Source organism: Candidatus Zixiibacteriota bacterium, from assembly GCA_018820315.1.
GTDB lineage: Bacteria > Zixibacteria > MSB-5A5 > JAABVY01 > JAHJOQ01 > JAHJOQ01.
Genome location: JAHJOQ010000059.1, coordinates 1 through 26199 on the forward strand (window position 1 = coordinate 1; position 26199 = coordinate 26199).

26 protein-coding genes are annotated in these 26199 nt (G+C 50.7%); 18 read left to right on the forward strand and 8 right to left on the reverse strand.

Annotation, left to right across the window (positions count from 1 at the left end; genetic code table 11):
* The 12 genes from KKH67_04975 to KKH67_05030 form a co-directional block, all read left to right on the forward strand.
* The coding region (locus KKH67_04975; GenBank protein ID MBU1318534.1) for a T9SS type A sorting domain-containing protein at positions 1-213 on the forward strand (213 nt) is incomplete at its 5' end.
* A 180-nt stretch (positions 214-393) separates the two neighbouring features.
* Positions 394-1101 (forward strand): hypothetical protein, encoded by a 708-nt coding sequence (locus KKH67_04980; GenBank protein MBU1318535.1) that lies wholly within the window; start codon positions 394-396, stop codon positions 1099-1101.
* Positions 1102-1174: 73 nt separating this feature from the next.
* Positions 1175-1501: a LapA family protein gene (locus KKH67_04985; GenBank protein MBU1318536.1), complete on the forward strand. Its 327-nt coding sequence runs from the start codon at positions 1175-1177 to the stop codon at positions 1499-1501.
* A complete protein-coding gene (locus KKH67_04990) occupies positions 1498-2556 on the forward strand; it encodes a tetratricopeptide repeat protein (protein ID MBU1318537.1) in 1059 nt (352 codons plus the stop codon). Before KKH67_04985 ends, KKH67_04990 begins: the two co-directional genes overlap by 4 nt.
* Before the next feature lie 125 nt (positions 2557-2681).
* The gene (locus KKH67_04995) at positions 2682-3584 is read left to right on the forward strand and encodes an SPOR domain-containing protein (protein ID MBU1318538.1); all 903 of its coding nucleotides are present in this window, start codon (positions 2682-2684) and stop codon (positions 3582-3584) included.
* 23 nt (positions 3585-3607) lie between these two features.
* Positions 3608-6187, forward strand: a complete 2580-nt coding sequence (gene mutS / locus KKH67_05000; GenBank protein MBU1318539.1) for a DNA mismatch repair protein MutS — start codon at positions 3608-3610, stop codon at positions 6185-6187.
* Positions 6177-8027, forward strand: coding sequence for a DNA mismatch repair endonuclease MutL (gene mutL, locus KKH67_05005; GenBank protein MBU1318540.1), 1851 nt, complete (start codon positions 6177-6179; stop codon positions 8025-8027). Before mutS ends, mutL begins: the two co-directional genes overlap by 11 nt.
* Entirely contained in the window at positions 8017-8946 is a 930-nt protein-coding gene (miaA, locus tag KKH67_05010; protein ID MBU1318541.1) for a tRNA (adenosine(37)-N6)-dimethylallyltransferase MiaA, read from the forward strand. The genes mutL and miaA overlap by 11 nt, the downstream gene beginning before the upstream one ends.
* Before the next feature lie 221 nt (positions 8947-9167).
* Positions 9168-11222: a LysM peptidoglycan-binding domain-containing protein gene (locus KKH67_05015; GenBank protein ID MBU1318542.1), complete on the forward strand. Its 2055-nt coding sequence runs from the start codon at positions 9168-9170 to the stop codon at positions 11220-11222.
* A gap of 9 nt (positions 11223-11231) precedes the next feature.
* Entirely contained in the window at positions 11232-12125 is an 894-nt protein-coding gene (gene sppA / locus KKH67_05020; protein MBU1318543.1) for a signal peptide peptidase SppA, read from the forward strand.
* A gap of 1 nt (position 12126) precedes the next feature.
* Positions 12127-12342, forward strand: coding sequence for a zinc ribbon domain-containing protein (locus KKH67_05025; protein ID MBU1318544.1), 216 nt, complete (start codon positions 12127-12129; stop codon positions 12340-12342).
* A 44-nt stretch (positions 12343-12386) separates the two neighbouring features.
* The gene (locus tag KKH67_05030) at positions 12387-12680 is read left to right on the forward strand and encodes an integration host factor subunit beta (protein MBU1318545.1); all 294 of its coding nucleotides are present in this window, start codon (positions 12387-12389) and stop codon (positions 12678-12680) included.
* Between the two features lie 340 nt (positions 12681-13020).
* Here the strand turns inward: KKH67_05030 and KKH67_05035 are convergent, their stop codons facing one another.
* A complete protein-coding gene (locus KKH67_05035; GenBank protein MBU1318546.1) occupies positions 13021-13461 on the reverse strand; it encodes a CBS domain-containing protein in 441 nt (146 codons plus the stop codon).
* A 336-nt stretch (positions 13462-13797) separates the two neighbouring features.
* Between KKH67_05035 and KKH67_05040 the strand changes: the two genes are divergently transcribed.
* From KKH67_05040 to KKH67_05050, 3 genes are all read left to right on the forward strand, one after another.
* Positions 13798-14508, forward strand: a complete 711-nt coding sequence (locus KKH67_05040; GenBank protein MBU1318547.1) for a T9SS type A sorting domain-containing protein — start codon at positions 13798-13800, stop codon at positions 14506-14508.
* 107 nt (positions 14509-14615) lie between these two features.
* Positions 14616-16916, forward strand: a complete 2301-nt coding sequence (locus KKH67_05045) for a hypothetical protein (protein MBU1318548.1) — start codon at positions 14616-14618, stop codon at positions 16914-16916.
* 82 nt (positions 16917-16998) lie between these two features.
* Positions 16999-17862 (forward strand): YfiM family protein, encoded by an 864-nt coding sequence (locus KKH67_05050; protein ID MBU1318549.1) that lies wholly within the window; start codon positions 16999-17001, stop codon positions 17860-17862.
* Positions 17863-18215: 353 nt separating this feature from the next.
* On the opposite strand, the gene KKH67_05055 is transcribed toward KKH67_05050, so the two are convergent.
* Positions 18216-18479, reverse strand: a complete 264-nt coding sequence (locus tag KKH67_05055; GenBank protein ID MBU1318550.1) for a hypothetical protein — start codon at positions 18477-18479, stop codon at positions 18216-18218.
* A 252-nt stretch (positions 18480-18731) separates the two neighbouring features.
* Here KKH67_05055 and KKH67_05060 point away from each other — a divergent pair, with 252 nt between their 5' ends.
* Together KKH67_05060 and nadA are read left to right on the forward strand one after the other, a co-directional pair.
* Positions 18732-19145, forward strand: a complete 414-nt coding sequence (locus KKH67_05060; GenBank protein ID MBU1318551.1) for a secondary thiamine-phosphate synthase enzyme YjbQ — start codon at positions 18732-18734, stop codon at positions 19143-19145.
* A 92-nt stretch (positions 19146-19237) separates the two neighbouring features.
* Positions 19238-20329 carry a quinolinate synthase NadA gene (gene nadA / locus KKH67_05065; GenBank protein ID MBU1318552.1) on the forward strand — a complete coding sequence of 364 codons (1092 nt, stop codon included), beginning with the start codon at positions 19238-19240 and terminating at the stop codon, positions 20327-20329.
* Positions 20330-20350: 21 nt separating this feature from the next.
* On the opposite strand, the gene KKH67_05070 is transcribed toward nadA, so the two are convergent.
* The 6 genes from KKH67_05070 to KKH67_05095 form a co-directional block, all read right to left on the reverse strand.
* Complete coding sequence (locus tag KKH67_05070) at positions 20351-20704, reverse strand: n-acetylglutamate synthase (protein ID MBU1318553.1); 354 nt, start codon at positions 20702-20704, stop codon at positions 20351-20353.
* Positions 20705-20716: 12 nt separating this feature from the next.
* Complete coding sequence (locus tag KKH67_05075) at positions 20717-21475, reverse strand: GNAT family N-acetyltransferase (GenBank protein MBU1318554.1); 759 nt, start codon at positions 21473-21475, stop codon at positions 20717-20719.
* A gap of 25 nt (positions 21476-21500) precedes the next feature.
* Positions 21501-22382 (reverse strand): nitroreductase family protein, encoded by an 882-nt coding sequence (locus tag KKH67_05080; protein MBU1318555.1) that lies wholly within the window; start codon positions 22380-22382, stop codon positions 21501-21503.
* A gap of 63 nt (positions 22383-22445) precedes the next feature.
* The gene (locus tag KKH67_05085; protein ID MBU1318556.1) at positions 22446-22892 is read right to left on the reverse strand and encodes a hypothetical protein; all 447 of its coding nucleotides are present in this window, start codon (positions 22890-22892) and stop codon (positions 22446-22448) included.
* Positions 22893-22917: 25 nt separating this feature from the next.
* Entirely contained in the window at positions 22918-23325 is a 408-nt protein-coding gene (locus KKH67_05090) for a hypothetical protein (GenBank protein MBU1318557.1), read from the reverse strand.
* 148 nt (positions 23326-23473) lie between these two features.
* Complete coding sequence (locus KKH67_05095; protein MBU1318558.1) at positions 23474-24601, reverse strand: aminopeptidase; 1128 nt, start codon at positions 24599-24601, stop codon at positions 23474-23476.
* Positions 24602-25139: 538 nt separating this feature from the next.
* Here KKH67_05095 and KKH67_05100 point away from each other — a divergent pair.
* Positions 25140-26135: a hypothetical protein gene (locus KKH67_05100; protein ID MBU1318559.1), complete on the forward strand. Its 996-nt coding sequence runs from the start codon at positions 25140-25142 to the stop codon at positions 26133-26135.
* Positions 26136-26199 lie beyond the last annotated feature (64 nt).

Genomic DNA, 26199 nt, shown 5'->3' on the forward strand with positions numbered 1-26199 from the left:
GATGCTGCATCCAGACCTGTAGAACTCAGAATTTTCAATACTCTCGGTCAGGCTGTGACCACTCTCGTCGAGGGCGATCTGCAGCCCGGAGTGCATCACTTCACATGGAATGGCAGAGACTCTTACGGCGAAGAGGTTGCCAGCGGTGTCTACTTCTATCGCCTTACTGTAGATGACGCCCGCTCCACCAAGAAAATGGTGTTGATGAAGTAGAGCTCGATTGCGTATCATATCTGCAGACAGACTTCAATCCGGCAACTCCACGGAACTCACACTTTCGAATAACGTATGGAATCATGGGCAATAGTGCTGGCTCAACTGGAGAACAATGACCTTGACACCATGTATCCAATTTCATAAGTTTCGTGTGAATCCAAGGGAGGGAGAGAGATTATGAGAATTCAACTTAGCCTAATTCTGTTACTGTCGCTTCTGGCGGTGATCCTCATGCCATCAGTCACCCTTGCCGGTAAGGACGATGCAGGTGAAAAGATTGGCGATTCGGTTTATGTGGATAACAAGTTCGGGTTTTCGTTTGAGAAGCCGGCCACCTGGAAATTCAAGGATATTCACAAGAATAAGGACGTCGAAAGGGTGCTTCTGCTTCAAGATAATCCGACCGTCCCGGCGCGCTATACCAGATTTCGGCAGCTTTTCACACAGCCGCAGATCACAGTTCTGGCATGCGAGATTGACCAGAACCCCAAGGAATATATGGACTTCCTTCTTGCGGAGGACGGGAAAGACGATCTGAAGAAGAAGGCCTTGGACAAGTTTCTGCTGTTTCAACAGGATTCCAAATATACTTTCGAGCCGCAACGACCAAGGTCTGTGAAAGTCGGTGGTCACCACGGTATCAAGATCGTCGGCAAGAAGCAGTACTCATATCAGACGGAAGAGACTGGCGCAATGTCCGATTATTTGTTCGGATATATCTATATCATAAATGCTGAGAATGGCCTTGTAGTAATGGAATTTGTTTGTGAAAGAGAGATTCAGGAGCAACTGGAACCCGATTTCGATTTCTTGATCAGTAGCTTCACGTTCACGGATAGCGATAAGGACAGCGACGTTAAGGATAGTGATTCGACGGAGGAATAGGAATACCCGGCTTTTTGTTTGACAATGCGCCAATGCACGGATAGTATTCAGGAGTTCGGGTAAAGGAGGAACCATGTGGGCAGTTAGATACTTGCTGCTGTTGATTCTGATAGTGCTGATCCTGGGCTTCGCGATTTTGAATTCATCTCAGAGGGTGTTTATCAATCTCCCGACTCGTCTGATTCCGGATGTGCCGCTGACGGTCGTGATGTTGAGTGCCTTCTGCGTCGGAATTCTGGTCAGCTTCATTTTGACAGTGGCGCAGACGATGAAGATGTCGAGTGATGTGCGGGCAAGTCGCAGGAAAGTACACCAATTGGAAATGGAACTTGCGGCACTGAGAAACCGCTCGCTTGAAGACGTTGACACGCTTGATGAAAGTGAGGTCAGGCAGGAATGACCACATTCTGGTGGATAGTGATTTTCATGATTGTTGTCGCGTCTGCGGCGGCCGCGTATTACTTCTATGTCCGTCGATCATCCAAGGAAAAGCCTGCATCTGATGAGAGTTATGTCGAAGCTTTGAGGGCTTTGCTCGACGGCAACCAGACACTCGCATTTCTCAAGCTCAAAGAGACAGTCACGGGCGATTCGAACAACATTGATGCATATTTGAGGCTTGTGGCCCTCTTCCGTCAGCGCGGCATGCATTCGAAGGCACTTCAGTTGAGCACAGATCTCAGCCTGCGGCAGACCATAGGTCCTGCTGACAAAGTGCGGGTACTCTACAGCCTCGCTGATGACCATCTTGCGGCCGGAAGGCTCGAAGCGGCGGAAGGCATACTTCAAAATCTGGCCCAGATGAGTGGGCAGAAGAGCACGGCGACGAAGAAGCTTGTCGAGCTATATGAGCGAATGGAGCGCTGGGAGGACGCGTTTAAAACGGGCCATGAATTCCTGAATCTCTCGCGAGAGCGTGACAAGTCATCACTTGCGAAATACAAACTCAGGTTGGGCGAGAGGATGATGGCGAATGGCGACCTTCACAAGGCAAGACTGGAATTCAAGGAAGCTCTTAAGCTCGATCCGAAGTCGGCAGAGGCAGTGCTCGGACTGGGCGATGCCTATGAGAAAGAAGGGCGACTCGAGGATGCAGTCAAAGCCTGGCGTCAGATGATTGATGTAAGCCCGACCAAGGCTGAGCTAGTGTTCGGCAGATTGAAAAAAGCACTCTTCGATCTCGGACGCTTCGGTGAAATCGAGGATTTGTACAACAAGGTTCTTGAGCGCGACAAAGATAATCTTGCCGCGCTGACCGGTCTGGCGACTTTGGCCGAGAAGAAGGGCGACACATTGCTGGCAGTCGAGACTTACAATCAGATATTGGAGACGAAACCGGATTATCGTCCTGCGCTCGCCGGACTTCTCAAACTATACCGCGATGAGAAGAAATTCGGCGAAGCGGCTCAGGTCATTGAGCGAACCGTCAAGACACTCCTTCCCATCGACAAATAGACGGCTCCGACATGCGATTCATCACACGCACAGAAATCATGGTGGCCGCAGTTGTTGCGGCCTCCTCTGTTTTAATTACTTCCGTTGCCATAGGCAGTCGATACGATACCGTGGAGGAGCTTATCATGCGAGGAGAGCTTCTCGACGCAGAAGTCAGCCTTAACGATGTTCTTCGAGACGATTTCATCGATGCCGAAGGATTCTACTATCATTCAAGGCTCGAGGCCAGAGGAGATGTGGCAGTAGTAGACTTGCAGAAAGGCCTCAGTCTCTGCGAGGATAACTGCTCGGACATTGTCGTCGAACTGGTCGCCGCCTACTACGCGCAGAAACGGTATCAGGATGCAGTGGGGATATACAAGTCGCACAGAAAGAAGGTGGAGGTTGCTCCTGCCAGCCTGAAGTTCTTCTGGCTGGCTGGTATGTCATATATGAGGCTTGGAGAGTACAAGTCGGCTGAGAATGTGTTCAAGGATATTGAGAAGAAGTTCGAGGATGTTCATCTATCCGGATGGGGATCTCTCGGCTGCGGAAGCGTTGAAGCCAGAAAGGGAGAATTTGGTGATGCGGATTCCGACTTCCGGTCTTTGATTTCATCTGGCGGAGAGGTCTCTGCACTTTCTATTTACAACAGATCCTATTTAGCTGCCCAGGCGGGTGATCAGGAGAGCGGGTTGTTTGGATACAACCTGCTTGATGAGCGCTTTGGTCGATTTATTGGGAGCGATGAGCTTGCCGGGCTGATTACGGCTAAGAAGCCGAACGACCAGTCCGGGCAGTCCACTCTCTCGCCAGACACTACTTACACGATCGAAATGGGTGTGTTCAGCGACAAGTCGGAAGCTGACAAGCTCGTTGGCCAGCTCAAAGCCTCAAAATGGTCAGTGGATCTCGAAAGCTCATTCTCCGGCGACAATCGGTACTGGACTGTCAGGGTCGGAATCTTCAGATCGCAGCAGGCCGCTGCAAAAACAAAAGACAAGCTCGAAAGCCTGTTTCCGGGCAGCTACCGCGTGGTTATGAGATAGTGGCTGACAAGCTCACACCATTGATGGAGCAATATAACCGGATCAAGAGAGAATATCCGGATAAGATACTCTTCTTCAGGATGGGTGATTTCTATGAGATGTTTGGTGAGGATGCCCGGAAGGCCGCGCCGATACTCGGGATTGCCCTGACTTCTCGCGCTCACGGCAAGAACGGCGATATCCCATTGGCAGGGGTGCCGTATCATGCTGCCGAGAAATATCTCACGAAGCTGATCGCAGCCGGCGAGAAAGTCGTTATTTGCGAGCAGACTGAAGATCCGAAACTCGCCAAGGGTTTGGTCAAGCGTGAAGTCATCGAGATTATCACACCAGGGACCGTGGCACTTGACGGCGCCCTGCCGATCGATGCCAACAACTATCTTGTCGCTGTATGCGAGGAAAACGGTCGAGTTGGACTCGCGGTAGCCGATCTTTCCACCGGTGAGTTTTCTGTAGAGGAGCCGGGGAGCAGGGACATTGCGGACCGCCTGATGAACTTGCAGCCTGCCGAAATACTGATGCCTGAGAATTCGGACGTGATTCGGGATGCTGTCAGCAAGCTCGATCTCAAGTCTGCAAGGACGATTATCGAAGGATGGAAGTTCGATCGGCAATATGCTACCGAAAAGCTGACCCAACACTTCGGCGTCATGTCGCTCGATGGATTCGGCATCGAAGATCTCAGTTGCGGGGTTTCCGCAGCGGGCGCAGTAATAGCCTATCTCAACGAGACTAAGATGGGTGCGCTGAAACACATCGGTAAAATCTCTCGCACCTCCGCGAGAAACATCATGTTTCTCGACAACGCGACAGTGACGAATCTCGAGATTGTCACAGCTTCCGATGGCGTCAATTCACTCTATAAGCATCTCAACCAGACTCGCACTCCGATGGGGAGCAGGCTGTTTCGTAAGTGGCTGATTTCACCACTGATCGATAAGAAGGGCATCCTCTCACGACAAGATGCGGTGGCTGAGCTTCTCGATGAGAAATCGACGAGGAAATCACTTTCACAAATTCTTACTGAGATCTCGGATCTCGAGAGAATCGCAGGACGACTCGGATCGCTACGAGCAACACCGAGAGACCTCATCAGTTTAAAACATTCCATCGAGGCATGCCTGAAACTGAAAAGTGAAACATCGCAACTTCTGTCGAATCTCTTTGCGTCGCTCGACATAGCTCCAGAAATGCTTGCACAAGTTGCGGATTTGATCGAAAGATCAATAGTCGATCAACCGCCGCTGGTGGCGCATGATGGCGGCATCATCAAGCCGGGCTATGACGAGTCACTGGATCAGATGAAGACTGAAATCAGTTCCTCAAAAGACTGGATCGCATCGCTTCAAAAACGAGAGCGTGAAAGAACCGGCATCCCGGTGCTCAAGGTTGGCTATAATAAGGTGTTCGGTTACTATATCGAGGTTACTCGACCGCATCTGTCGAAAGTCCCGGGTGAATATATACGCAAGCAGACACTTGTCTCTGCCGAGCGATTCATCACTCCTGATCTGAAGGAAAAAGAGGATATCGTGCTCAGGGCCGAGGAGAAAATCAACGGACATGAACAGAGATTGTTCGAAAAGATTCGTGATGAGCTCTCCAACAGCACAGCCCTGATTCAGACTTCTGCATTGTTCGTTGCTATTATCGATACAATCGTCTCGCTGGCGAACGTTGCGGAGAAACAGAGGTACAAGAAGCCGGAAATAAACGAGTCGACACTTCTCAAGATCGAAGGAGGTCGCCATCCGGTGCTCGAGAATATACTCTCATCCGGGAGCTTCGTGCCCAACGATACCGAGATCGACGCTGGCAGGTCACAGATACAAATCATCACCGGTCCGAACATGGCGGGCAAGTCGACCTATCTCAGACAGGTCGGATTGATCGTACTTATGGCTCAAGTAGGGTCGTTCGTACCGGCGGAAAGCGCTTCGATTGGAATTGTCGATCGCATTTTCACAAGGGTCGGCGCGGCAGACAAACTGACGCTTGGTCAATCGACATTCCTGGTGGAGATGAATGAGACAGCCAATATCCTCAACAATGCGACATCCAGGAGTCTGATTCTGCTCGATGAGGTTGGTCGGGGAACGTCGACCTATGACGGGCTTTCTATAGCCTGGTCGGTAGCCGAATATCTTCACGAGACGCCGAATCGGCAGGCACGCACGCTCTTTGCCACGCACTATCATGAGCTAACCGAATTGGCCGCGAGATTCAAACGTGTCAGAAATTATCAGGTGGCAGTGCGCGAGTGGCAGGATCAGATCATATTCATTCGCAAGATAATACCGGGTGGCTGCGACGACAGCTATGGCATCGAAGTGGCGCGGCTCGCCGGGCTTCCGAAAGATGTGACCGACCGTGCGAACATCGTTTTGCGACTGATCGAATCGGGGACATTCTTCTCTCCTAGTGAGAAAGAGAGTGCTGAAACGACCGACAAGGATCTGTTTGCATTTAAATATGGTAACTCGAACAAGATCAGAGATAGAGTGTTTGATAAGATAAAGAACATTAGTCCGGAGCAGATGACACCTCTCGAAGCGTTGAATCTCCTGGCTGAACTCAAGCGAGCTGCTGACGATGACTCATAAGATCCAGGTACTTCCGGATAGCCTCATAAACAAAATCGCAGCGGGCGAAGTTGTGGAGCGACCTGCCTCCGTTGTCAAGGAGCTGCTTGAGAACTCAATTGACGCAGAAGCGCATAATATCAGGGTTGAGATCGAAAGTGGCGGTGTCAAGCTCATCAAGGTGAGTGATGACGGCGTCGGCATGTCTCCGGAGGGGGCGAAGCTTTCGCTCACGAGACATGCCACCAGCAAGATTGGATCTGTCGATGATCTTTTCGCGATCTCGACTCTCGGATTCCGGGGAGAAGCGCTTCCGTCTATCGCCTCCGTGTCGATGTTTCAGCTTGTGAGCAGGTCTGCGGAATTCTCCGATGGAATAAAGATATCGGTCCAAGGGGGCGCAGTGAAATCTGCTGCGCCACTGGGTGCCCCTCAGGGTACGACAGTCGAGGTCAGAGAGTTGTTCTTCAACTTGCCTGCGCGACGCAAATTTCTCAAATCTGTGACCACTGAGACGAGACAAATCATTCAGACAGTGACTGCACTTGCCCTGGCTAATCCCGGGATAGGCTTCGAGTTGGTATCCGATGGGCGGGCATTGTTCGACTATCCTCCGGTCAAGAGTCTTGCCCAGCGGATTTGTGATGCTTACGGAGAGAATCTCTTCGGGCGATTCCTGACATTCGATGAGGATGCCGGCCCTGTGAAAGTTGCGGGGTTCCTGTCTGCACCGGCAGACGCGAAGCGTCACCGAATGGAGACTCGCTTCTTCGTCAATAGAAGAGCCATCACTTCGAAGATAGTCCACGCGGCTGTCATGTCGGCGTACGGCGAACTTCTTCCGAAAGGCTGCTATCCGCAAGGGGCGTTGTTTATCGAGATTTCGCCCGAACTCATAGATGTCAACGTTTCGCCGACGAAAAACGAGGTGCGGTTTAATGATGAGCGGTCACTGTATCACATTCTCTATCACACCGTATCGGCGGCGGTCAGCAACCCAAAGGTGATTCCCGAAGTCGCGTCCGATGCCGACGATGGGACAACACGGGAGTATGTCGAACGAGCCAAATCAGCGGTCAAGACTTTCCTCAATTCGCATGAGCAGAAGACATCAAATGCCAGCCAGACCTTCATGCCGCTCGATGATCGCTCCATGCCGAGTGTCGAGCGATCACGAGCAACTCATCCCACTTCCGGGCGAACGTTCGAGTCGGAGGCCTCACAGAATCCAGCAGGCACATCTAATGACCAAGCCCTCGTGGGCGGTGCGCAGCATCCAGGCGTTCAGTCGACTGTCAGGCCGTACCGGCTTGTCGGATTTTCCGATCTCTACATAGTAGCACTTTCGGCGGAAGCCATTTTCATCGTGGATCAGCATGCTGCGCATGAGCGGATTCTCTACGAGAAAGCGCTCGCGGCATTTGACCGCTCGCAGCTCGTGTCTCAGAAGCTCCTGTTCCCGGTGAACATCGAACTCGATCCTGCATCTTATCAGGTAGCGGAGGCTACTATGGATGAATTGAACTCACTCGGGTTTGAAATAAAGCCGTTTGGAGCAAGAAGCGTGGCCATTTATGCGACCCCTGCCGTCGCTCGCGGCGTGAATCCGGAAAAGATATATCGAAATATCATCGATGATCTCGACGGAGTTGAGTCAGAAGGGGAGAAGATTCACAAGAAGGTCGCCCAGAGCTTTGCGTGTCGTGCGGCCTTCATGGCGGGAGATCGCCTGACCGAACAGGAGATGTCTGCGCTTGTCTCAGATTTGTTCACCTGTCGAAACCCATATGTCTGTCCGCATGGCCGCCCGACTCTAATCAAACTGAGCAAGACTGAGCTGGAGAAGCGCTTTGGCCGATAGCAGTCTGCCTCGTGTTCTGACCCTCTTCGGTCCAACCGCGATTGGCAAGACATCGATTGCGATCGAGTTGGCAGACCGCCTGAACGGTGAAATCGTGTCCTGTGATTCCCGTCAGGTCTTCAAGTTCCTCGACATCGGAACAGCGAAACCGACTCCTGCTGAGCGGGATAAGGCCAGGTTTCATCTTGTGGACATAGTTCCTCCGGATCATTTCCTGAATGCGTATCGTTTCCGACTTCTCGCCAGCGATGCGATTCGAGATATCCTCAAGAGAGAGAAAACCCCCATAATGACGGTCGGAACCGGTATGTATCTTAAGGCACTGACGGATGGCATCTTCGAGGCTCCCGATGCAGATCAGGAGCTGCGTTCCGGATTGGAGAAGATCGCCGATACAAACGGTCTGGAGGCGCTTCATCGACGGCTGGCAGATGTTGACCCCGAGGCGGCATCGGCCCTCTCGATAAACGACAGAGTGAGGATAATTCGAGCATTGGAATTGTATAACCTTTCGGGTAAAACCAGATCAGAGTTGCAGGATGAACGACAGCTCGATCCGTTGCCTTATTCATTTGTGTTCGCAGGGCTTTCGCTCGAGCGGAAGGCGCTGTATGACAGGATAGATCGTCGCTGCGAGGAGATGCTCGAAAGCGGTTTAATTGCCGAAGCTAAGTCCTTGAGGGAAAATAGTGTGCTGAGTGATTCGATAGCTGCCAAAGTAGTTGGTTACAGTGAGGCTTATCAGTATCTTGATAAGCTCTGCTCTCTTGAGGAAATGATGAAGAAATTCAAGCAAGCCACCCGGAATTATGCCAAGAGGCAACTTACGTGGTTCCGCAAACATCCCGGGACTGATCCGTTTGACATTCGCGATAACGGATTGATTGATAAGATATTAGAACAATTTTGGGATGCCTGACTGATTGACTCGAAAATAGACAGGTACTTTTGTATCAAGTTGATGCATGATTACCGATAAAGTAAAATAGCGTAAAGATTTATGTTGACAAGCCGAATTGATAAAAAGTATTATAGCGTTGACTGTCAAGGAGTTGTAGCTTGCCACCAAATGTCGGCTGCAACAACTTCTCTGATCGGTCAGCTAAACTTGCTGACAACTGGGTTGGTATAGGGGTAGTTATGCTTAGAAAACATTGCTTAACAATGAGCTTGCTTACTATGGCGCTGCTGGTGTTTATATCTTGCAGCAGCAACGCTGCGCGATTCACGAGCGAGCCGCAACCAGATCAGCGTTCATCGGGCGAATCTGTGGCAGATGCAGAGTCTATCGAACCGGATGAGCAGGTTGATCCAGCCGATTCATCGCTTCTCGAGTATGCATACATTGATAGTGACCTGCAGTATCAATTGGATCGCGCTGAAGAGGACTACAAGTTCGGCTATTCGGCGATGACCGATTCTAACTGGCTGGAGGCGCAGATCTACTTCGAGAGCGCTATCGAGCTGCTGGCAGGGCTGGACATAGATCCTGATAGTCCGACGCTCGCTGCCGACATATACAGCCGCCTGATAAACGAGATTATCTCTGAATACAAGCTGACGTTGCTATACATCGCCACGCTTCCGGGCGAGGCCTCTCCTTCGGCAGTGATTGCCAGATATGAGGAACTCGACGGGATGTCCAATGGGAGCGTTCTCAAGAGCGTGGAACCGGAGCAAATACCGGATACCGTGGTGTTTGATATCCCGATTACGTGGAATGAGAAAGTCGAGAAGTGCGTCAACTACTTCCAGACTGTTGGGAAGAAGCCGTTTGAAATATCTCTCGCCCGATCAGGGAAATATCTGCCGCTGATGGAGAAGATTTTCGCGGAAGAAGGTTTGCCGCATGATCTTGTATACTTGCCATTGATTGAGAGCGGCTTTAATCCAAGAGCATATTCCTGGGCACATGCGGTTGGTCACTGGCAGTTCATCTCTTCCACAGGCCGCATGTATGGCCTGAATAGAAGCTGGTGGTGGGATGAGCGTCGGGATTTTGAGAAATCGACTCGCGCAGCGGCGCGACACCTGAAGGATCTTTACAAGGAAGCAGGCGATTGGTATCTCGCGCTTCTCGGATATAATGCCGGGATGGGCAATGTCAGGAAGATGATTAAGTATAACAAGACTCGCGATTACTTCAAGATGACAATTCGAAATTCTCAGATGCGCAACTATGTGCCTCTGTATCTTGCTGCTACCATTATCGCGAAGCAGCCGGAGAAATATGGATTCAACATAGACTATCATGATCCCATTGAGTTCGATACCGTCACGGTCAGGAGGTGTCTGGCCCTGGAGGACATCGCAAAGGCCGTTGATTGCTCATTACAGGAGCTTAATGACCTGAATCCGGAACTTCTGAGGAAGTATACACCACCAGACCGGAAGAGCTATACAGTCAGGATACCCAGGCTGAAGCGAAACGCGTTTTGGGCTGCATACCCGAAGATGAAATCGCCGGAAGAAACCAGTTGGGTGCAGCACAAGGTTCGCAAGGGTGAGACCGTTTCCGGTATTGCCCGGAAGTATGGTGTTTCTCAATATGCGATAATCGATGCCAATAACATGCGGCGACCATACAGGATAAATATTGGGCAGAATCTGACCGTCCCGGTACCTCTCGGTGAGAAGAAGACATATTCATCCAGTAGCAAATCGAACGATAGCTACGGAACCGCCGATGGTCACTATGTGGTCCGTTCCGGTGACAATTTGTGGGATATCGCTAAGGCATTCGGTACGACCACGCGTGAACTTCGTGTGCTGAACAATCTCCGGCGCGACGGCAGGATTCACCCGGGGCAGAAGCTGTCGATACCGGGAAGGGGTGGCGACAGCTATGCCTCAAGCTCATCGGGATCTTCTGTCACTAAGCACAAGGTCAGGAAGGGTGACAGTCTCTGGAAGCTTGCCGAAAAGTATGGCACTACTATCAATGAATTGTGCAGACTCAATGGAATTTCGAGGAATAGAATGCTAACTCCGGGACAGGTTCTGAAAGTCCCCGGCTCGGGCAGTGGATCATCATCGTCCCATAGCTCCAGCCACTATGTCGTCAGGCGGGGGGACACCTTGTCCAAGATCGCGAAGAATTTTGGGATTAGCCTCAACAGCCTGATGGCCTGGAACAGCATTACGAATCCTCGCAAACTCTCGGTAGGGACCAAGCTGCGCGTGAGCGCTGATTAGGGAGAGTGAATGGCTCGCAAACGTGACATTGCAATCGGTGTAATAATCGCAGTCTGCTTTCTGTTCTTCGTAGGGATCATGTTAGTGAGCTTCATGGAGATGTATGGAGGAGATTCTGATCTCTTTGCATTTGAGGACAGGATTGCGATTGTCGACGTTGTCGGTGCAATCACTTCTTCCGACGAAGTCGTGAGGCAGATCAAGAAATACGGCGATGACGGTTCCATCGCAGCAATCCTGATCCATGTCGACTCACCCGGCGGCGGTGTCGCGGTGACCCAGGAGATCTATGACGAGCTGATGCGTGTCAGGATAGAGAAAGAGAAGCTGATTGTAGTATCGATGTCCTCTGTTGGCGCATCGGGCGGATATTATCTGTCCTGTGCGGCAGACCAGATCATTGCAAACCCCGGCACTCTGACAGGCTCGATCGGAGTAATACTGGATTATATGATCTTGGAAGGGCTTGCCGACAAAGTCGGAATCAGCCATGAGACGATTAAGTCGGGAGACGTGAAGGATGTTGGGTCGCCATGGCGGCAGCCGACTGAGAAGGACCGCCAGATGCTGCAGGCTGCGATCGATGATACTTATGAACAATTCGTGGAAGTCGTCATGGAAGGACGCAATCTTACGCGAGAAGAAGTTCTCGAGATCGCGGACGGATCGATATTCACCGGTCGTCAGGCGCTTGACTTGGGTCTGGTCGACAGGCTCGGCAGTTACGAAGAGGCGATCCGGATCACTGCAGAACTGGTTGGAATAGAAGGCGAGCCGTCAACAATCAAGGAGAGGCCAAGGAGACGTGCGACTTTGTGGGATGTCCTGCAGGGAACGGTCCTCGGATTCGTAGAGGAGAGAGTGCTGGCGCCCGGTCCAGAACTTAAGTACTTATTCAGATAATATGCCTATATATGAGTTTCGATGTGCGAGTTGTTTAGCGGAGTTTGAGCTTTTGATCGGAATGGGCCACAAAGATGTGAGTTGTCCGGAATGCGGGAGCGGTGAATGCGAAAAACAATTCTCGACTTTCGGTTTCTCGTCCGGTGGGAAGTTCACTTCATCACACGGGAGCGCATGTTCCGGATGCAGCAAGGGATCGTGCAAAAACTGTAATTAATAAGTTACATGCAATAGAGCCTGAAGCAGGTAAGGAGGAGGGAAATGACCAAAGCTGATCTGGTCGAACAAGTGGCCGAGAAGACTGGTCTGACCCGTACAGATGTCGCGGTTGTTGTCGACTCGTTTCTCGACACGATCAAGCGGACAATGGAAGACGGGCACAATATCGAGATTCGCGGTTTTGGAACATTTAAGATCAAACTGCGCAAGGCGAGGAAGGCGAGAAATCCTCGAACTGGCGATGTTGTACCGGTTCCAGACCGAAAAGTCCCGGTTTTCAAGCCATCGAATGAGTTCAAGAATATGATTACCAAGCTACCGCTTGAAGAACAGTAAGATTTTGCTTGCATTTTCCGGGCTTTCGGTTATTTTGTCCTTTCTGTCAGCATACCGGAAACAACGGTTTTGGTTCAGGAGGATAGATGCCGTCTGGCAAGAAACGTAAGCGGTTGAAAATCAAGACCCACAAGCGGAAGAAGAGAAGGAAACGCGATCGTCACAAAAAGAAGATCAGGTAATTTCTTGTTCTCTACTTTGATATTAAGGCAAAGGCCACCTTATCAGGTGGCCTTTTGCTGTTTGTGCGATGACCTTGAATCAGAAGAGAATATCGAACAAAAACAATCGCCCGCTGATTAAGCGGGCGACTCTGCAGAGGAATAAGATGCGTGTAAATTTACGCCGGATACTTGCCGGCTATGTAATCTTTGAGATGACGGTTTTCACCCTTCTCTTCTTTCAGTTGTGATTTGACGAGGTCTCCCATCGAAACAAGCCCGACAAGCTGACCCTCATCCAGTACTGGCAAATGACGGAAACGGTTTTCGACCATCGTTGCTATCATTGTCTCGACATCGTCTCCAACGAGCGCGACTATCAAGTCTGTCGACATGATCGCAGAGACTTTCGATTCGGTCAACGATCCGCCGATTCTGGAGCAGAATCTAAGAATGTCACGTTCAGTAAGCATACCTGCAACTTCGCCCGCTTTATCAATTACAAGCGCTGATCCGACGAAATTCTCCATCATAATCTTAATTGCACCTGCGAGACTATCGTCCGGTGCGACAGATACGATCTTGAAACCCTTCTTCTCAATAATATCTCTTACCAGCAATGGACACCTCCTGGAACTGTGCGTATAGTCTGATTTTCATTTCCCGTGAGAGTTGATGCTGTCTGTGCCGCTCACGTATATCACTACCCAAACGAAGACCGAATAATATACCTAACTTGTACTGTTTAGAACACTTTTCTCCACCAATCGTTCGGAAAAAGACGACAGCCCCTCGGAATAAATTTCTCCCGATCTTGTGTGAATCCCTGCTTTCAAGATCATGGTGCATCTCTAACTGCATGAACCATCAGTGATTGTAAGATTGTTTCGTTTTGGATCAGTCCGGCACACGGTTTGTGATATAGGAGGGCAGTTAGACAATAGCCGGAGGAGGAGATGAGGTTTAGAACATTACTATTCTTGCTGCTTGTCGCAGCGATGCTGATAATCGTTCCAGCAAATCACGCGATCCTCAGATGGATTGGACTCGATGCGACGCTCCATGGAGAGGAACTACGTTACGGTACAGGTACCAGCCTGACCGTCAACGATTCGAATACGGGGATGGACGGTTCGGATGCTGTCGATCCTCGTATCGAGGATGATCGAGTCAGCGGTAGCAATAACTCACTCTCAGCCGCAGACGGAAATATCGATCCCACGCCAACACTAAACAAATCAGATATATGTTCAGATGCTCCCCCGATGATTGCCTCCCAGCCGATTGAGATAAATCGTGCCGGGCGCAATCCGGGGGACACTCTGGTGTTTGATAATTCCAATGTGACGATAGAGAATTCAACCGCGCACAGACGAGTCGAAAGCTCGGATCAGGCAGTCGAACCGGAGCTTCACCAAAACAACCCAAATCCTTTCAATTCGAGCACCAACATATCGTTCGTGTTGCCGGAGGGGGGCGAGGTTTCGCTGGAGCTTTTCAATATTCTCGGTCAGAAAGTGAATGAAGTGTATCGAGGATATGTAGATGCCGGATTCTCTGAATTCGCTGTCGATAAATCGATTCACAATCTATCCAGTGGCATCTATTTCTATCGACTCAAGTTTGATAGCCTATCGCTAGTGAAGAAAATGATAGTATTGAGATGATCTGACACGCATTAACCTCACCTCCAGAACGCTACATGTCGGAAGGCCGGGAGTCGAAAAGTCTCCCGGCCTTCATATTTCCAATCAGCGATTGACAAATCAGAGGCATGTCGTTAATTGTTGATATGAAGTCTGCATACGCAATCTGCGCGATAATAATGATTCTGCTGTCCGCATCTGCATATTCGATCACGATTGACGATGGCTATCCTGCACGGAGCAAGGCTGACCGAGATGAGGATTACGAAGCTTCGGCAATACTCGATGCCAACGAGATTGGTATGCACATCTCTAACAATGGGTCACTTGCAAGAGACGAGAGTTTTGAGCATGATACCTACTCCGGGTTTTACTATCCGCTCGACTCTGGACTGATCCTGATGTCCTCAGCAGGGATATGGGTTTATTCTCAGGTGAATTTCACTCAACGTGTAGCGATGGTGTTCGGAAGATCTGAGTTCTCACCAGGTCCATACGACCACGACCAAGTTGAAGACAGCTCCATTTTCCGAGCATACAAAATAACGAGTAACGACACGCTGAGCCCTTCCCAGGATTGGATCGATTGGCCAAGCGAGTGGGGCGCTCCCGTCAACGAGCGGGGAGAGCCGCTACTGACCGGAGATCAGAGCATCTGGACAGTATTCAATGATCGAGATACTACGAATCATAGTTTGAGAGGAGGCAGTGATCTGCCAATAGGAATGGAGGTTCAGCTTTACGCATATGCTTACAGGAATGCAGGATTGCTGGACAATGCGATCTTTCTGGATTACAGTTTCGTGAACAAGTCCGGCACTGATTGGCGGAATTTCATGGTTGGTCTTTGGTCCGATGCCGACATCGGCTTCTACCGTGATGACAAAGGCGGGACCGATTCGTCTTTGTCCACAGTCTATACTTACACACTCGAAGGGGACAGCGAGCTTCCTGCTGATTTCTTGCCGGTAGTGGGCATGATGATGCTCGAATCCCCGTCGTCGCCATTTACCGGTCGTCCATCCGGCTCTGCAAACGTGTTGAGAGACTTCTTCAGAAGCTACTCTGTTGACATGACTCTGAATATTCTCCAAGGCATGACAGTCGACGGAGCGGAGTACATTGACCCAACGACCGGCAGCTCGACACATTATCCATACGGTGGCGACCCGAGGTCGGGAGATGGATGGCTCGATGAGGGCAAAGGCGACAGGCAAATCATAATATCATCTGCGCCTGTGGAGTTCAGCCGCGTTGACACTCTCTCGCTCAGTGCGGCATTTGTCGCTGGCTCCGGAAAGACTAACGAGGATGCGGTCGAGAATTTCTACGAAGTAGTTCACGTAGTGCACGATTTCAAGACTTTAGGTCTGAATGGCTTGGATGCCGAGCAGAATGTTAGAGATGGCACGATTCAAACCGTGTCATTTATTCCGCCAGAGCAAACATGGTTCATCGGCAGTGACTGGGGAGGTTCAGCACTTTCAGGCGGAATCGGTTTGGCCGGCAGGCTATGGGGCACGTCGCTGAATAGGGCAGACAATGTCGATGTCGAATTTCTGTTTGCACCCGGAGGCGGACAGGAGGCCGCAAGGTTTGTCGAGCAGGGAGGATTGTACAGATTTGTGGGCATTTCAACGGTGCCATTCTTCTGCCGTCGTTCGGCTGATTCGACGCTGGTGAATGTTCTGGTTGTAGACGCAAACAAGGACGGCAAGTGGACTGTCGCTGGTGAGGATGCCGCAGCTCCTGATCTTGTGCTGGTCACTCAGTCTGAATATGATGAAACGCCGCTCGCATATTACGAGAATAAGGTTTTCCCGAACGCCGCTCTTGATACTGACCTGATGTACGCGATGGCGCTATCACTGAAGCCGGGTCATGAGCGAAAGAACATCCGTGGCGGTCAAAAGCTGCAAATAAGAGTGGAGACCGAGGGTGAGACAGCTTCTGCCGATAGTGTCGATTTTTGGGATGTTGTCGTCGGGCTCGACAAGTCCGCTTCGATCGCTCTGCATGATCTATATGTCTACGACAAAGATTATTCGATGTATCTTGACAAGCCCGACCAGTTCAAAGTGTTACACCCCGATTTCAGAATCATCGGGGATGATACAGCGCGCGTCAGAATCACATTCCACCCATCCGACACCACGATCTGTTCTGCCACTTTGACGATTGTAGCGGACGACTTCAATATGCCCGTCAAGAAAATCGTATTGACCGGAAAGGGGAGAGCCTGGCCATTGGCGGGCGATTTAAGGCCGGACGGTTCGCTTGATCTGCTTGACGTAATCGCTTTCATCCGCTATCTTTACAGCAGTTACATACTTCCGGAAGAGATCGTTGCCCTCGATCTGGACGAGTCAGGAGACGTTACACTCTCTGATCTTGTGCTGCTGATTGACACCATTTTCTCGCACGATTAGGCAGGTTCGACAGGGTTTCTTCGATTAAACCTCGCAGCCGGAACGCTCTTTGCGTTTCTGGTCGAGGTAGGGGAGATTGCTTATGATTCGTGTCATTTCGATCTTGTTGATATTACTAGGGTTGGCAGCCTGTTCCGCGCATGGTGCAGTCATCGGACCGGACGGCGATATATACAGGTTGCACGCGTTTGCATATTCAGATTCTCCATTATTGCAGACTTCTGAATACTCGATTAGGAGCAGTGCCACTGAACGGATCAAGTGGTACACTTATGGCGGCATTGGAGCTGCTCATCTTGTCGGTGCGGTCCCGGTCTATAATCATCTGACCGGTACCTGGGGAGCACCAACTGGAAGATTTCATTTCAAGAATGAGACCGCCGATTACCTCGCGTTCAATGATGAAGTCTCTCATCTCTTCATCAGCTATAAACTCGCGCAGGGATTCGAGGCGGCTTACCGCAGTTTCGGATTTTCGGATGGGAAAGCACGGCTGTTTGGTGCTGTAGAGTCGGCTTTTATTATGACGTTCGTAGAGATCCCCGTCGATGCATTCAATCCGAGCCAGGGGATGGGAGCTACCGATCTCGCAGCAGACTATCTCGGTATCGGGCTTGCTTGGTGGAAGAGTGTCAATCCCGCGTTACATGATCTCGATCTCAAAGTCAGCATGAGGTCTTTCTCGGGCCAGTACAGCAGGGGGCTCGGAGAAGACCAGGAAGATTATGACAACTACATCTACTGGCTGACCTACCGGTACAAATTCGCAGTCGCTGGCGTCGGATACGGTACAACGCATCCGTCACCGAAAGACGCTGACCCGTCGGCATATATCGGAATCGGTACTACGATTCCCGATCTGGTCGGACTGGTGTCGTCGAAGCTTGCCAGGAATCTGAAACCCCTCGAACTCTACTTCTTCAATTTCCACGTCGAAGCGTTCTAATAATCGCCGCAGGATGACTTGATGAACCGCTTCAGCTAAACCATGTAAGTTGCATATCTGTAGTACATTCCAGGTTGGTTTTGACATGGGTGCCCCACCTTCCAGATGGGTTCCAACTTCGAAGATTGTCCCGGAATCCCCATCGAGAGGGTGGACCACCCGACGCAATTGATGGCGATCTCTATGTCAATCAATGCAATAATGAGACAATCAGATTGCCACGCTTCGATCGCAATGACAGCGTTTGGGGTTTCTCGACAAGCCCTTGCATCGGAATGACACCGCTACGGGCTGTAGGGATTTTGCCACGCACTGTGCTCATCAAGTAGGGTGTGTTCGGCAGCGGGGAGCCTTTAAGCCTTGAGCAGTCGTCCAAGGAGCCACACGGCGACTCGACCCAGCACCAGGATGAAGATAGTAACTGCGACCCTGGATGCAGGGATTTCAGATGGATCGGTGGTCAGTCCGAACAGGCTGTTAAAGTAAGTCTTGAAGTCGAGCGGATCAGATCTAAACGGGTTCTCTACGAGCAGTGCATAGGTGACGAAGAAAATCCCTGCCAGCAGCATGAAGATTGTGAAGATATTCAATTTTGATTGTGCCGTTGTCGATTTCATTATTGCCTCCACACAGGGATACTTCAAAAAGCTTGCCTCGTCAGCTGCGATCCGCATTTCCCTCGAAAAAACGCTCGCAAGTCAATATGCTGTGGTATAATAGATTAGGTGTTCACTTATGATGCAGCGCTTCATGGTGAAACCGTTCCGCAGAATAGTGCAGTGTTGAGCTTGTTCTGAGTGCAGAGGATTGCATTTCTGTGTTGACCCGCTGCAGGATTCTGCTTTATTGTGCCGAAAACTGGAGGCAGAATGAAATCACACACGGAATATCTTTGGTTCGAAACCAAGAAGCGCAGAGAGTACATAAACATCACCGATCGCGTCGAAGCCGCTCTGGAGAAGTCGGGAATTCAGGAGGGGATGGCGCTTGTATCGGCGATGCATATAACGGCGGCGGTCTATGTCAATGATGCGGAGTCCGGCCTGATTGAGGACATCGATGAATGGCTGGATGGCCTCGCGCCATTCGGCAAAGACTACCGTCATCATCGTACCGGCGAGGACAACGGCGACGCCCATCTGAAAAACCTTCTGATGCACAATCAGGTTATCATTCCGGTGACAGGCGGCAAGCTTGATTTTGGACCGTGGCAGCAGGTCTATTATGCCGAGTTTGACGGTCGCAGGCGCAAACGCGCGGTGATCAAGATTATCGGGGAGTGACAGTCAGATCCCGAAACATTGACGTATTTAATCTGTTTTACAAATGTGAGAAATGTGATATACTTGGAGAGATGTTCTGATAGGATTGATAGATGGCAGTGACATTCAACATAATTCCAGATGAGTATCGGGTCGCGACTGATGACGATCTGACGTCGCGAATCCTGCGGCGGAAGAAGGAATTGGGAGACAGAATGGTGCTCCTTACTCATCACTACCAGCGCAAGGAAATCGTCAAGCTTGGCGATTATGCGGGCGACTCTTACGCCCTGTCGAAAATCGCCTCCCAGCAGAAGGCTGATTACATCGTATTTTGTGGTGTACACTTCATGGCGGAGTCTGCTGAGATACTGTCGCAACCTCACCAAAAAGTCTATCTCCCGAATCCGCTGGCAGGTTGCCCGATGGCTGACATGGCTCAGATCGGGAATGTGCTTTATGCATGGGAAATGCTGACGAAGACAGTTCCGGACACCAGGATCATTCCGCTTTCATATATGAATTCAGCAGCCGACTTGAAGGCATTTTGCGGGCGGAACGACGGGGCGATATGCACTTCATCGAACGCAGTCAAGGCCTTTGAGTGGGCTTTCGAGAGGGGGGAGAAGGTGTTCTTCTTCCCGGATGAGCATCTTGGCACAAACTCCGCCAATAGACTTGGCATTCCAAAAGATCAGATTGCCGTGTGGGATTTCAGCGATCGCAAGCTGGGCGGTAACTCAGTCGACGATCTCAAGCGCGCAAAGGTGATTCTCTGGAAAGGATATTGTCATGTCCACACGACTTTTCGTATCGAACACATAAAGCAGATGAGGCAGGCATATCCCGGGATCCAGATTGTCGTTCATCCGGAGTGTCCCGAGGATGTCGTCGATGCTGCGGATGCCAACGGTTCTACAAGTTTCATTGTCAAATATGTTGACGACGCGCCTTCCGGTTCGACAATAGCAATCGGCACCGAGATCAATCTCATCGACCGATTGGCGCACACATATCCCGACAAGAATATCTACGAGTTGTCAGGCAACACCTGCGCGATGTGCGTGAATATGTATCGCACTACGCTCAATGATCTTGCGTGGTGTCTCGAAAATCTCGATACGGTTCCGGTTGTCACCGTACCTCCCGACATAGCCCGCGATGCGAAAATCGCTCTCGAGAGAATGCTCGAGATTCAGGGATAAGCCAGGTCAGAATTAGAAGGTTTATCTGATGGGACTGCTGACCTCTTCTATCACCGACGTTCCTGAGTCCCCGGAGAGTATCTCCCACGTTTCATGAAGTCGGTAGCGGCCGTCGGGCAGTATTTCCGGCGTTGAGATGCATGTGCCGGAGACGAACTTGCCTTCGGTGTTCAGATACTGCCATACCATGTCGAGGCGACCGTCGTCTAGCATTTTAGCAACAAGCGTCCCGAAAAGAACACCGCCTCCCTCGCATGTGCCCCAGACCGTTGATCCCTCTTGATGGTAATGGAAAAGCGTATCTCCTGTCAGGTCGCCGTCGTCGTAATTCTCCACTCCGACGAAAATGCGATTGTCAAGATTGAAATCGGTCAATGATAATCTCCTCTATCTCAGGTAGTGCATCATCCAGACATTCGGTTCGATGTATGTCCCTGTATCAGCCTGGCGGTCGATCTCGACAGGGGAGAGCGCACCGGGCACGATATACGAACCGCTTTCGGGGAAATGCATCTTTGCCCACTTCTCCCATTCGTCAACTGTTCCGGTGATGAGCATCGATTCGGCGCATGGCTTTATAGTCTGCGCACCGAGCCGTGCGTGAACGCGCATCCAGGGATCGAGCGGAAAACCATTGTTGTCCTTCCATCGGATAAATCGATCCATCGGAGCGAGAGGATAGTTGCTTTTGGAAGGTGGCCTTACGGGCGCGATCAGCCTGTCGAGGCTATTCGCCATGCCGGTCGCCATCATGCAGCGCACCATACGGCTGCTGAGTCCCTTACCGCGATACGCTTCGTCTATCACAATCTGCAATGCGCAGAGTGTTTTAAGTGGTCGGCCTTTAGAATGATCATCAAATCCCTGTTCCAATACCCAGTCGATACCTTTGTCAGGAAGATCGTAGGGCTTGCCATCCCACGCGAGAGGCACACTGTTTCCGAGAGCAATGAATTCACCTGTACTATTCGCCTGAAGCCCGAAATGGAACTCCGGGTAGGCCAGGAAGAGAGCATCCCAGTATTCGCCGACGTATGGATCGTGCAGCATGAATTCGGGCCACGATTTGTTGACCGTGTTGTTGGTCGCTTTAAGAAGGTCAGGGCGATCCTTGCCGGTCAGTATTTTGTATTCAGGCTTTGGCATGTTGAAAATCGTAGTATAGTGTTGATCACTTCACGCCCGGCTCGTACTTCTCAAACCAGTCGAAGCCGAAATCGCGGACTGTTTTCAGGAATTCTTCGTTTCTGTTCGGCATTTCATCAGCAATATAATGAAGACAGAAGTAGGCTTGTGCCATGTTTACATATCCATTATCTCTGATCATTGTCAGGCACTTATTTGCGAAGTCTTCGCCGTGAACATTCGTGCACACTCTACGGATTGTCTCAAGACGCTCGTCGGTGATTTCGAGCTTGCTGCGATTGCCATACTTCCTGTTGAATGCGGCGCGGACATCGTCATCCGACATTTTGCAATATGTCTCGTTGTGGACGACGGTTTCGGTGCCGAGTTTCGGCTTCGGTTTCGGCCTGAATTTCGGATAGCCGATGCTGAGCAGAACCACCGGGAAGACATATTTCGGAAGTTGAAACATCTCGCGAAGCTGCGGGAGGCATTCGAGAACGCTTCCGATGTAGACAGATCCAAGCCCGAGAGCGTCGGCAGCGATGCAGATATTCTGTGCCGCGATAACAGTGTCCTGGAAGCTGATCCAGAAGTGGCGAAAGCTGATGGTGGCTGTGAATGCCGCGTATTCTATCTCTGCCCATCGCTTCAAAAGATGCCAGTCGATACAGAATATCAGATTGACCGGCGCTGTGCCGATGAAATCCTGTTGCTCGCACAACTCTCCGAGCCTCTTGCTCGTCTCGACGTTCTCGACTTTTATGATCGAGTAGGGCTGGAGGTTGCCGCCTGTCGGAGCGTGGATTCCAGCATCGAGAATCTGTTGCAGAACTTCTTCAGGGATCTTCTTATCTTCAAAACTCCGGCAAGTAGATCTTTCGTGCAGTAGCCTTATCGTCTCATTCAGATATTGCTTTTCGGACATCTTATACCTCAGTCCAAGTCAGTCCATCGTCACTTTCTGTAACTTCTCGTTGACGAGCTAAACTCAGTCAGAGAAATACCAATTGCCGTCGATCTTCTGAAATTTCACTTTGCCGCCGGGGACTTCCTCCACCGCATAGGCCACTATTGTGCTGTCTTCATTGAATTCCGGATCTACCGTTTTCGCCACTTTCATGGCGGCGACAAACTCATTCTTGAAAATCCTGAAACGACCCTCCGCGGCCTGAAGCTGTCCCGCTGCGATCAATGTATCGAGTACATCCGGCGGCGTGAACTTCTCAAACAGCCCATGTACATCATCAGCTTCGACAAGCTGAATAGCAATATCAATCGCCACGGTCAGTTGCTGCGTCGGCGTCTGCGTCGCGGCTTCCGTAGTCGGTTGCTCGGAAGCTGCCTGTTCATCTGCTTCATCTCCGCCGCAGCCGGAAATGATCACAACCAGAGCGATTAACAGCATCAGCGCGAGTTTTGATAAAATCGTATTCATTGTCCCTCCGGTTTGCAAATTGTGATCACTGTGATGAGTACCACTTGCCATCGATTTTTCTAAACACAAAATCAGGTATTTCACTCGGTACCATGATTGTTGCCTTAGTGTGATTTTCGCTGAAGACGGGCTTCACCGCTAGCGCTTCGCGAAGTCCTTGCAGCATCGGTTCCCGGAACATCGCAACGCGCCTCATCGCCTTCTCGATGCTGCCGGTGGTATCCATGCGAGCCCAGTCCTCCGGCGATGCAAACTTCTTGAACAACCCTTCGTAATCCTCGAGCTCGATGAAGCTGATCATCTCTGTGATGATTACTCTCAGCGCCTGCTCATCGTCTGTGACCGCAGCTTTCTCCTTTGCCGATTCTTTGCCGCAGGCAGCAAGGAGGAGCAGGGTGAGCAGGATGATTGCGGTTCTTGTTATGATTGACATGTGTATTCCTCCCGAGCTGAGTCTCTTCGTGTGATTCGATGTTATGATGCGGTCTGAGATTGCCACGCTCCCGTCGGTCGCTCGCAATGACGATTCTATTTCAGTGGGTAGGTCGAAATCCATGTGGTTTCGACATACCGGTCAATACTTATCCCTTCAATGCTTCTTCTGTGAAGAGGCCTTTGAGTTCGTCGACTACGAATTCGCCATCCTTGCGGATCAGCTTATCATCGAAATACATCTCGCCGCCACCGTATTCCGGCGTCTGGATGCGCACAAGGTCCCAGTGGATCGCAGAGCGATTGCCGTTTGGCGCTTCGTCGTAGCAGCATCCGGGAGTCAAATGGAACGATCCGCCGATCTTCTCATCAAACAGCGTATCCTTCATCGGTTCTTTCACCATCGGGTTGACGCCGATCGCGAATTCGCCGATATATCGCGCGTTGTCATCAGTGTCGAGTGTCTTGTTTAGCTTATCCTCGTCGTTGTCAGCGGTAGCTTTCACGATCTTGCCATTCTTGAACTCGAATCTGATGCCCTCAAATACAGTTCCCTGATACAGCGACGGCGTATTGTATTTTATGTAACCATTTATCGAATCGCGCACCGGAGCGGTGTAGACTTCGCCATCGGGGATATTGCGATGCCCGTCGCACTTGACGACCGATATGTCCTTGATGGAAAATGTCAGGTCAGTGTCTTTGTCCTTGATGTGGACCTTGTCGGTCTTCTCCATAAGCTTCACCAGCGGATTCATTGCCGTGGACATTTTCGGATAATTGACATTGCAGACATCGTAGTAGAAGTCCTCGAAAACTTCCTGCGGCTTCATCGCGAGCTGAGCCATGGCGTTGTTCGGATAGCGCATTACGCACCATTTTGTGTTGCGCACGCGTTCTTCAAGGTGCACCGGAGTGTAGAAAAGCGTGTTCCACTTCTTCATTTTCTCTTCGCCGAGATCGTTAAGATCGAACGGATTCTCAGAGCCGCGAATGCCGAGATACGCGGACGATTTCTTCATCATATCGAGATGGAAATCAGCGAGCTTCTTGAGTTGGTCATCGCTGGCGTGAGCCAGATACTGCCTCAGCAGCGATTCGTCGTTGTAGAACCAGAATGGCACTCCGCCGGCTAATGTCGCCTGTTTGATACACTCCTTGCCGAGTGCGAGAGTATCGATGCCCTTGATCTCGATGTAGATGATCTCACCCTTCTGAAGGCTGCAAGAGTAGTTTATGAGGTTTGTCGCGAGTGTGACAATTCTCGGATCTTTCATATTGTCCTCTCCATCTCGGAAAATATTGAAATAGACTATACTTTTCTCGCCAAATCCCCGGGTCGAGCTGTTCTGCTGTCGGCGGGATTGTTGCCAAGCTAATAAAATCGGAGGAAAAGAGCAACTGCTTTGCTACGCTGAGAGCATGCCGAGCCTCGGTGCGGTTACTGGCAATCTCGAACTAGCTGCGTTCTGATTGGCTATTTGGAGAAAATCAGTACTCGAATAGATTTTATGTTGACTGCATTTGCACAAACAGTTTAATAGCAACTTTTAGAGGTAGTTACGGTTTATGAAGCGGGGCAAGGCGAAATCAGAGTAATTCACGCACGGATTTACCGTGATCGGCAGCCGAAAAGCGTGGAAGTTAGGAATCTAGATATTGCTTGATGTAGTTGCAAAATATCACAATTTGGACACAGGAGTGGCCGATGATCTTGCTTGCTGAGATCAAAACCCCCTCTGTTTTCAGCGGAGAATTCACCGCCACCCGATTCAATTGGGTGGCTTTTTCTTGCCCTTTAGTCTGGAGGTTATTATGCGTCATCTGGAAGTCCTCGGTGGTGCGCACACTCAAACGACTCTTCTGAGATCGAAGATGCTCAAAGCGGCTCGCGATTGGTTCGGGCAGAACTCGTTCATCGAAACGTGCGTACCATTCATCACCGGCGCGACCGGATCCTGCGAATGGTTCCCGAATGCGATGCCCGTCACGATGTATGATCAGCAGGGGGACGAGCAGTGTATGTTCCTGCGGCAGACCGGTCAGCTCTACCTTGAGGCATTCACGCAGATCCACAATCGTGTCTACACTATCGGACCGTCATTTCGGCAGGAGCGCAAGGTCACGAACCGCCATCTTTGCGAGTTCACGTTGATTGAATTCGAGGGGCGCGATTTTGAGCTCGACGGACTGATGGATCTGATTGAGTCGCTTCTAAAAGCTATGTATGCGGCATCGAGTGAGATTTACAGATGCGGTATGCTTGAGAACTATATTACGCTTCCGTTCAATCGTGTCAGCTACTCCGAAGCTATTGAGACTCTGCAGAATAAAGGTCTCGAAGTCAGGTACGGTGATGATCTTGGCAGCGAAGAGGAACTCGCGCTCTGTGAGGCGTACTCAAGTCTTCCAACATTCGTTACGCTCTACCCTGCAGACCCGAAACCGAAAGAGGGGGGAGTCATAAAGTTCTTCTCAATGAAGCGAAACTCCGACAAGACAATCTGCTGCGATCTGCTCCTTCCGTTCGTGGGTGAATCTGTCGGCGGAGCGGTGCGCGAAGGGAGCTCGGAAACGTGCAAGAAGCAATTTGAGGAATCATACATGCATGACCATCTGCTTGAACGCGATGTCGATCCGGGCCAGTTTGACTGGTACTTCGATGTGCTGTCACAGGGTGTCGGACAGTCGGCTGGATGCGGAATTGGATTCGAGCGCGTTGTGCAGTCAGTGCTGGCCTCACTGAATAGTGGAATCAGCATAAAGGAGGCTGTCGAACTGCCCCGATCTCCTGAATATCTGCTGCCCTGAGATATTATTGCGTGACCGCTTTAACGAGCTTAAGATCGGTAAGTCGGGATTCCTGACTTACCGA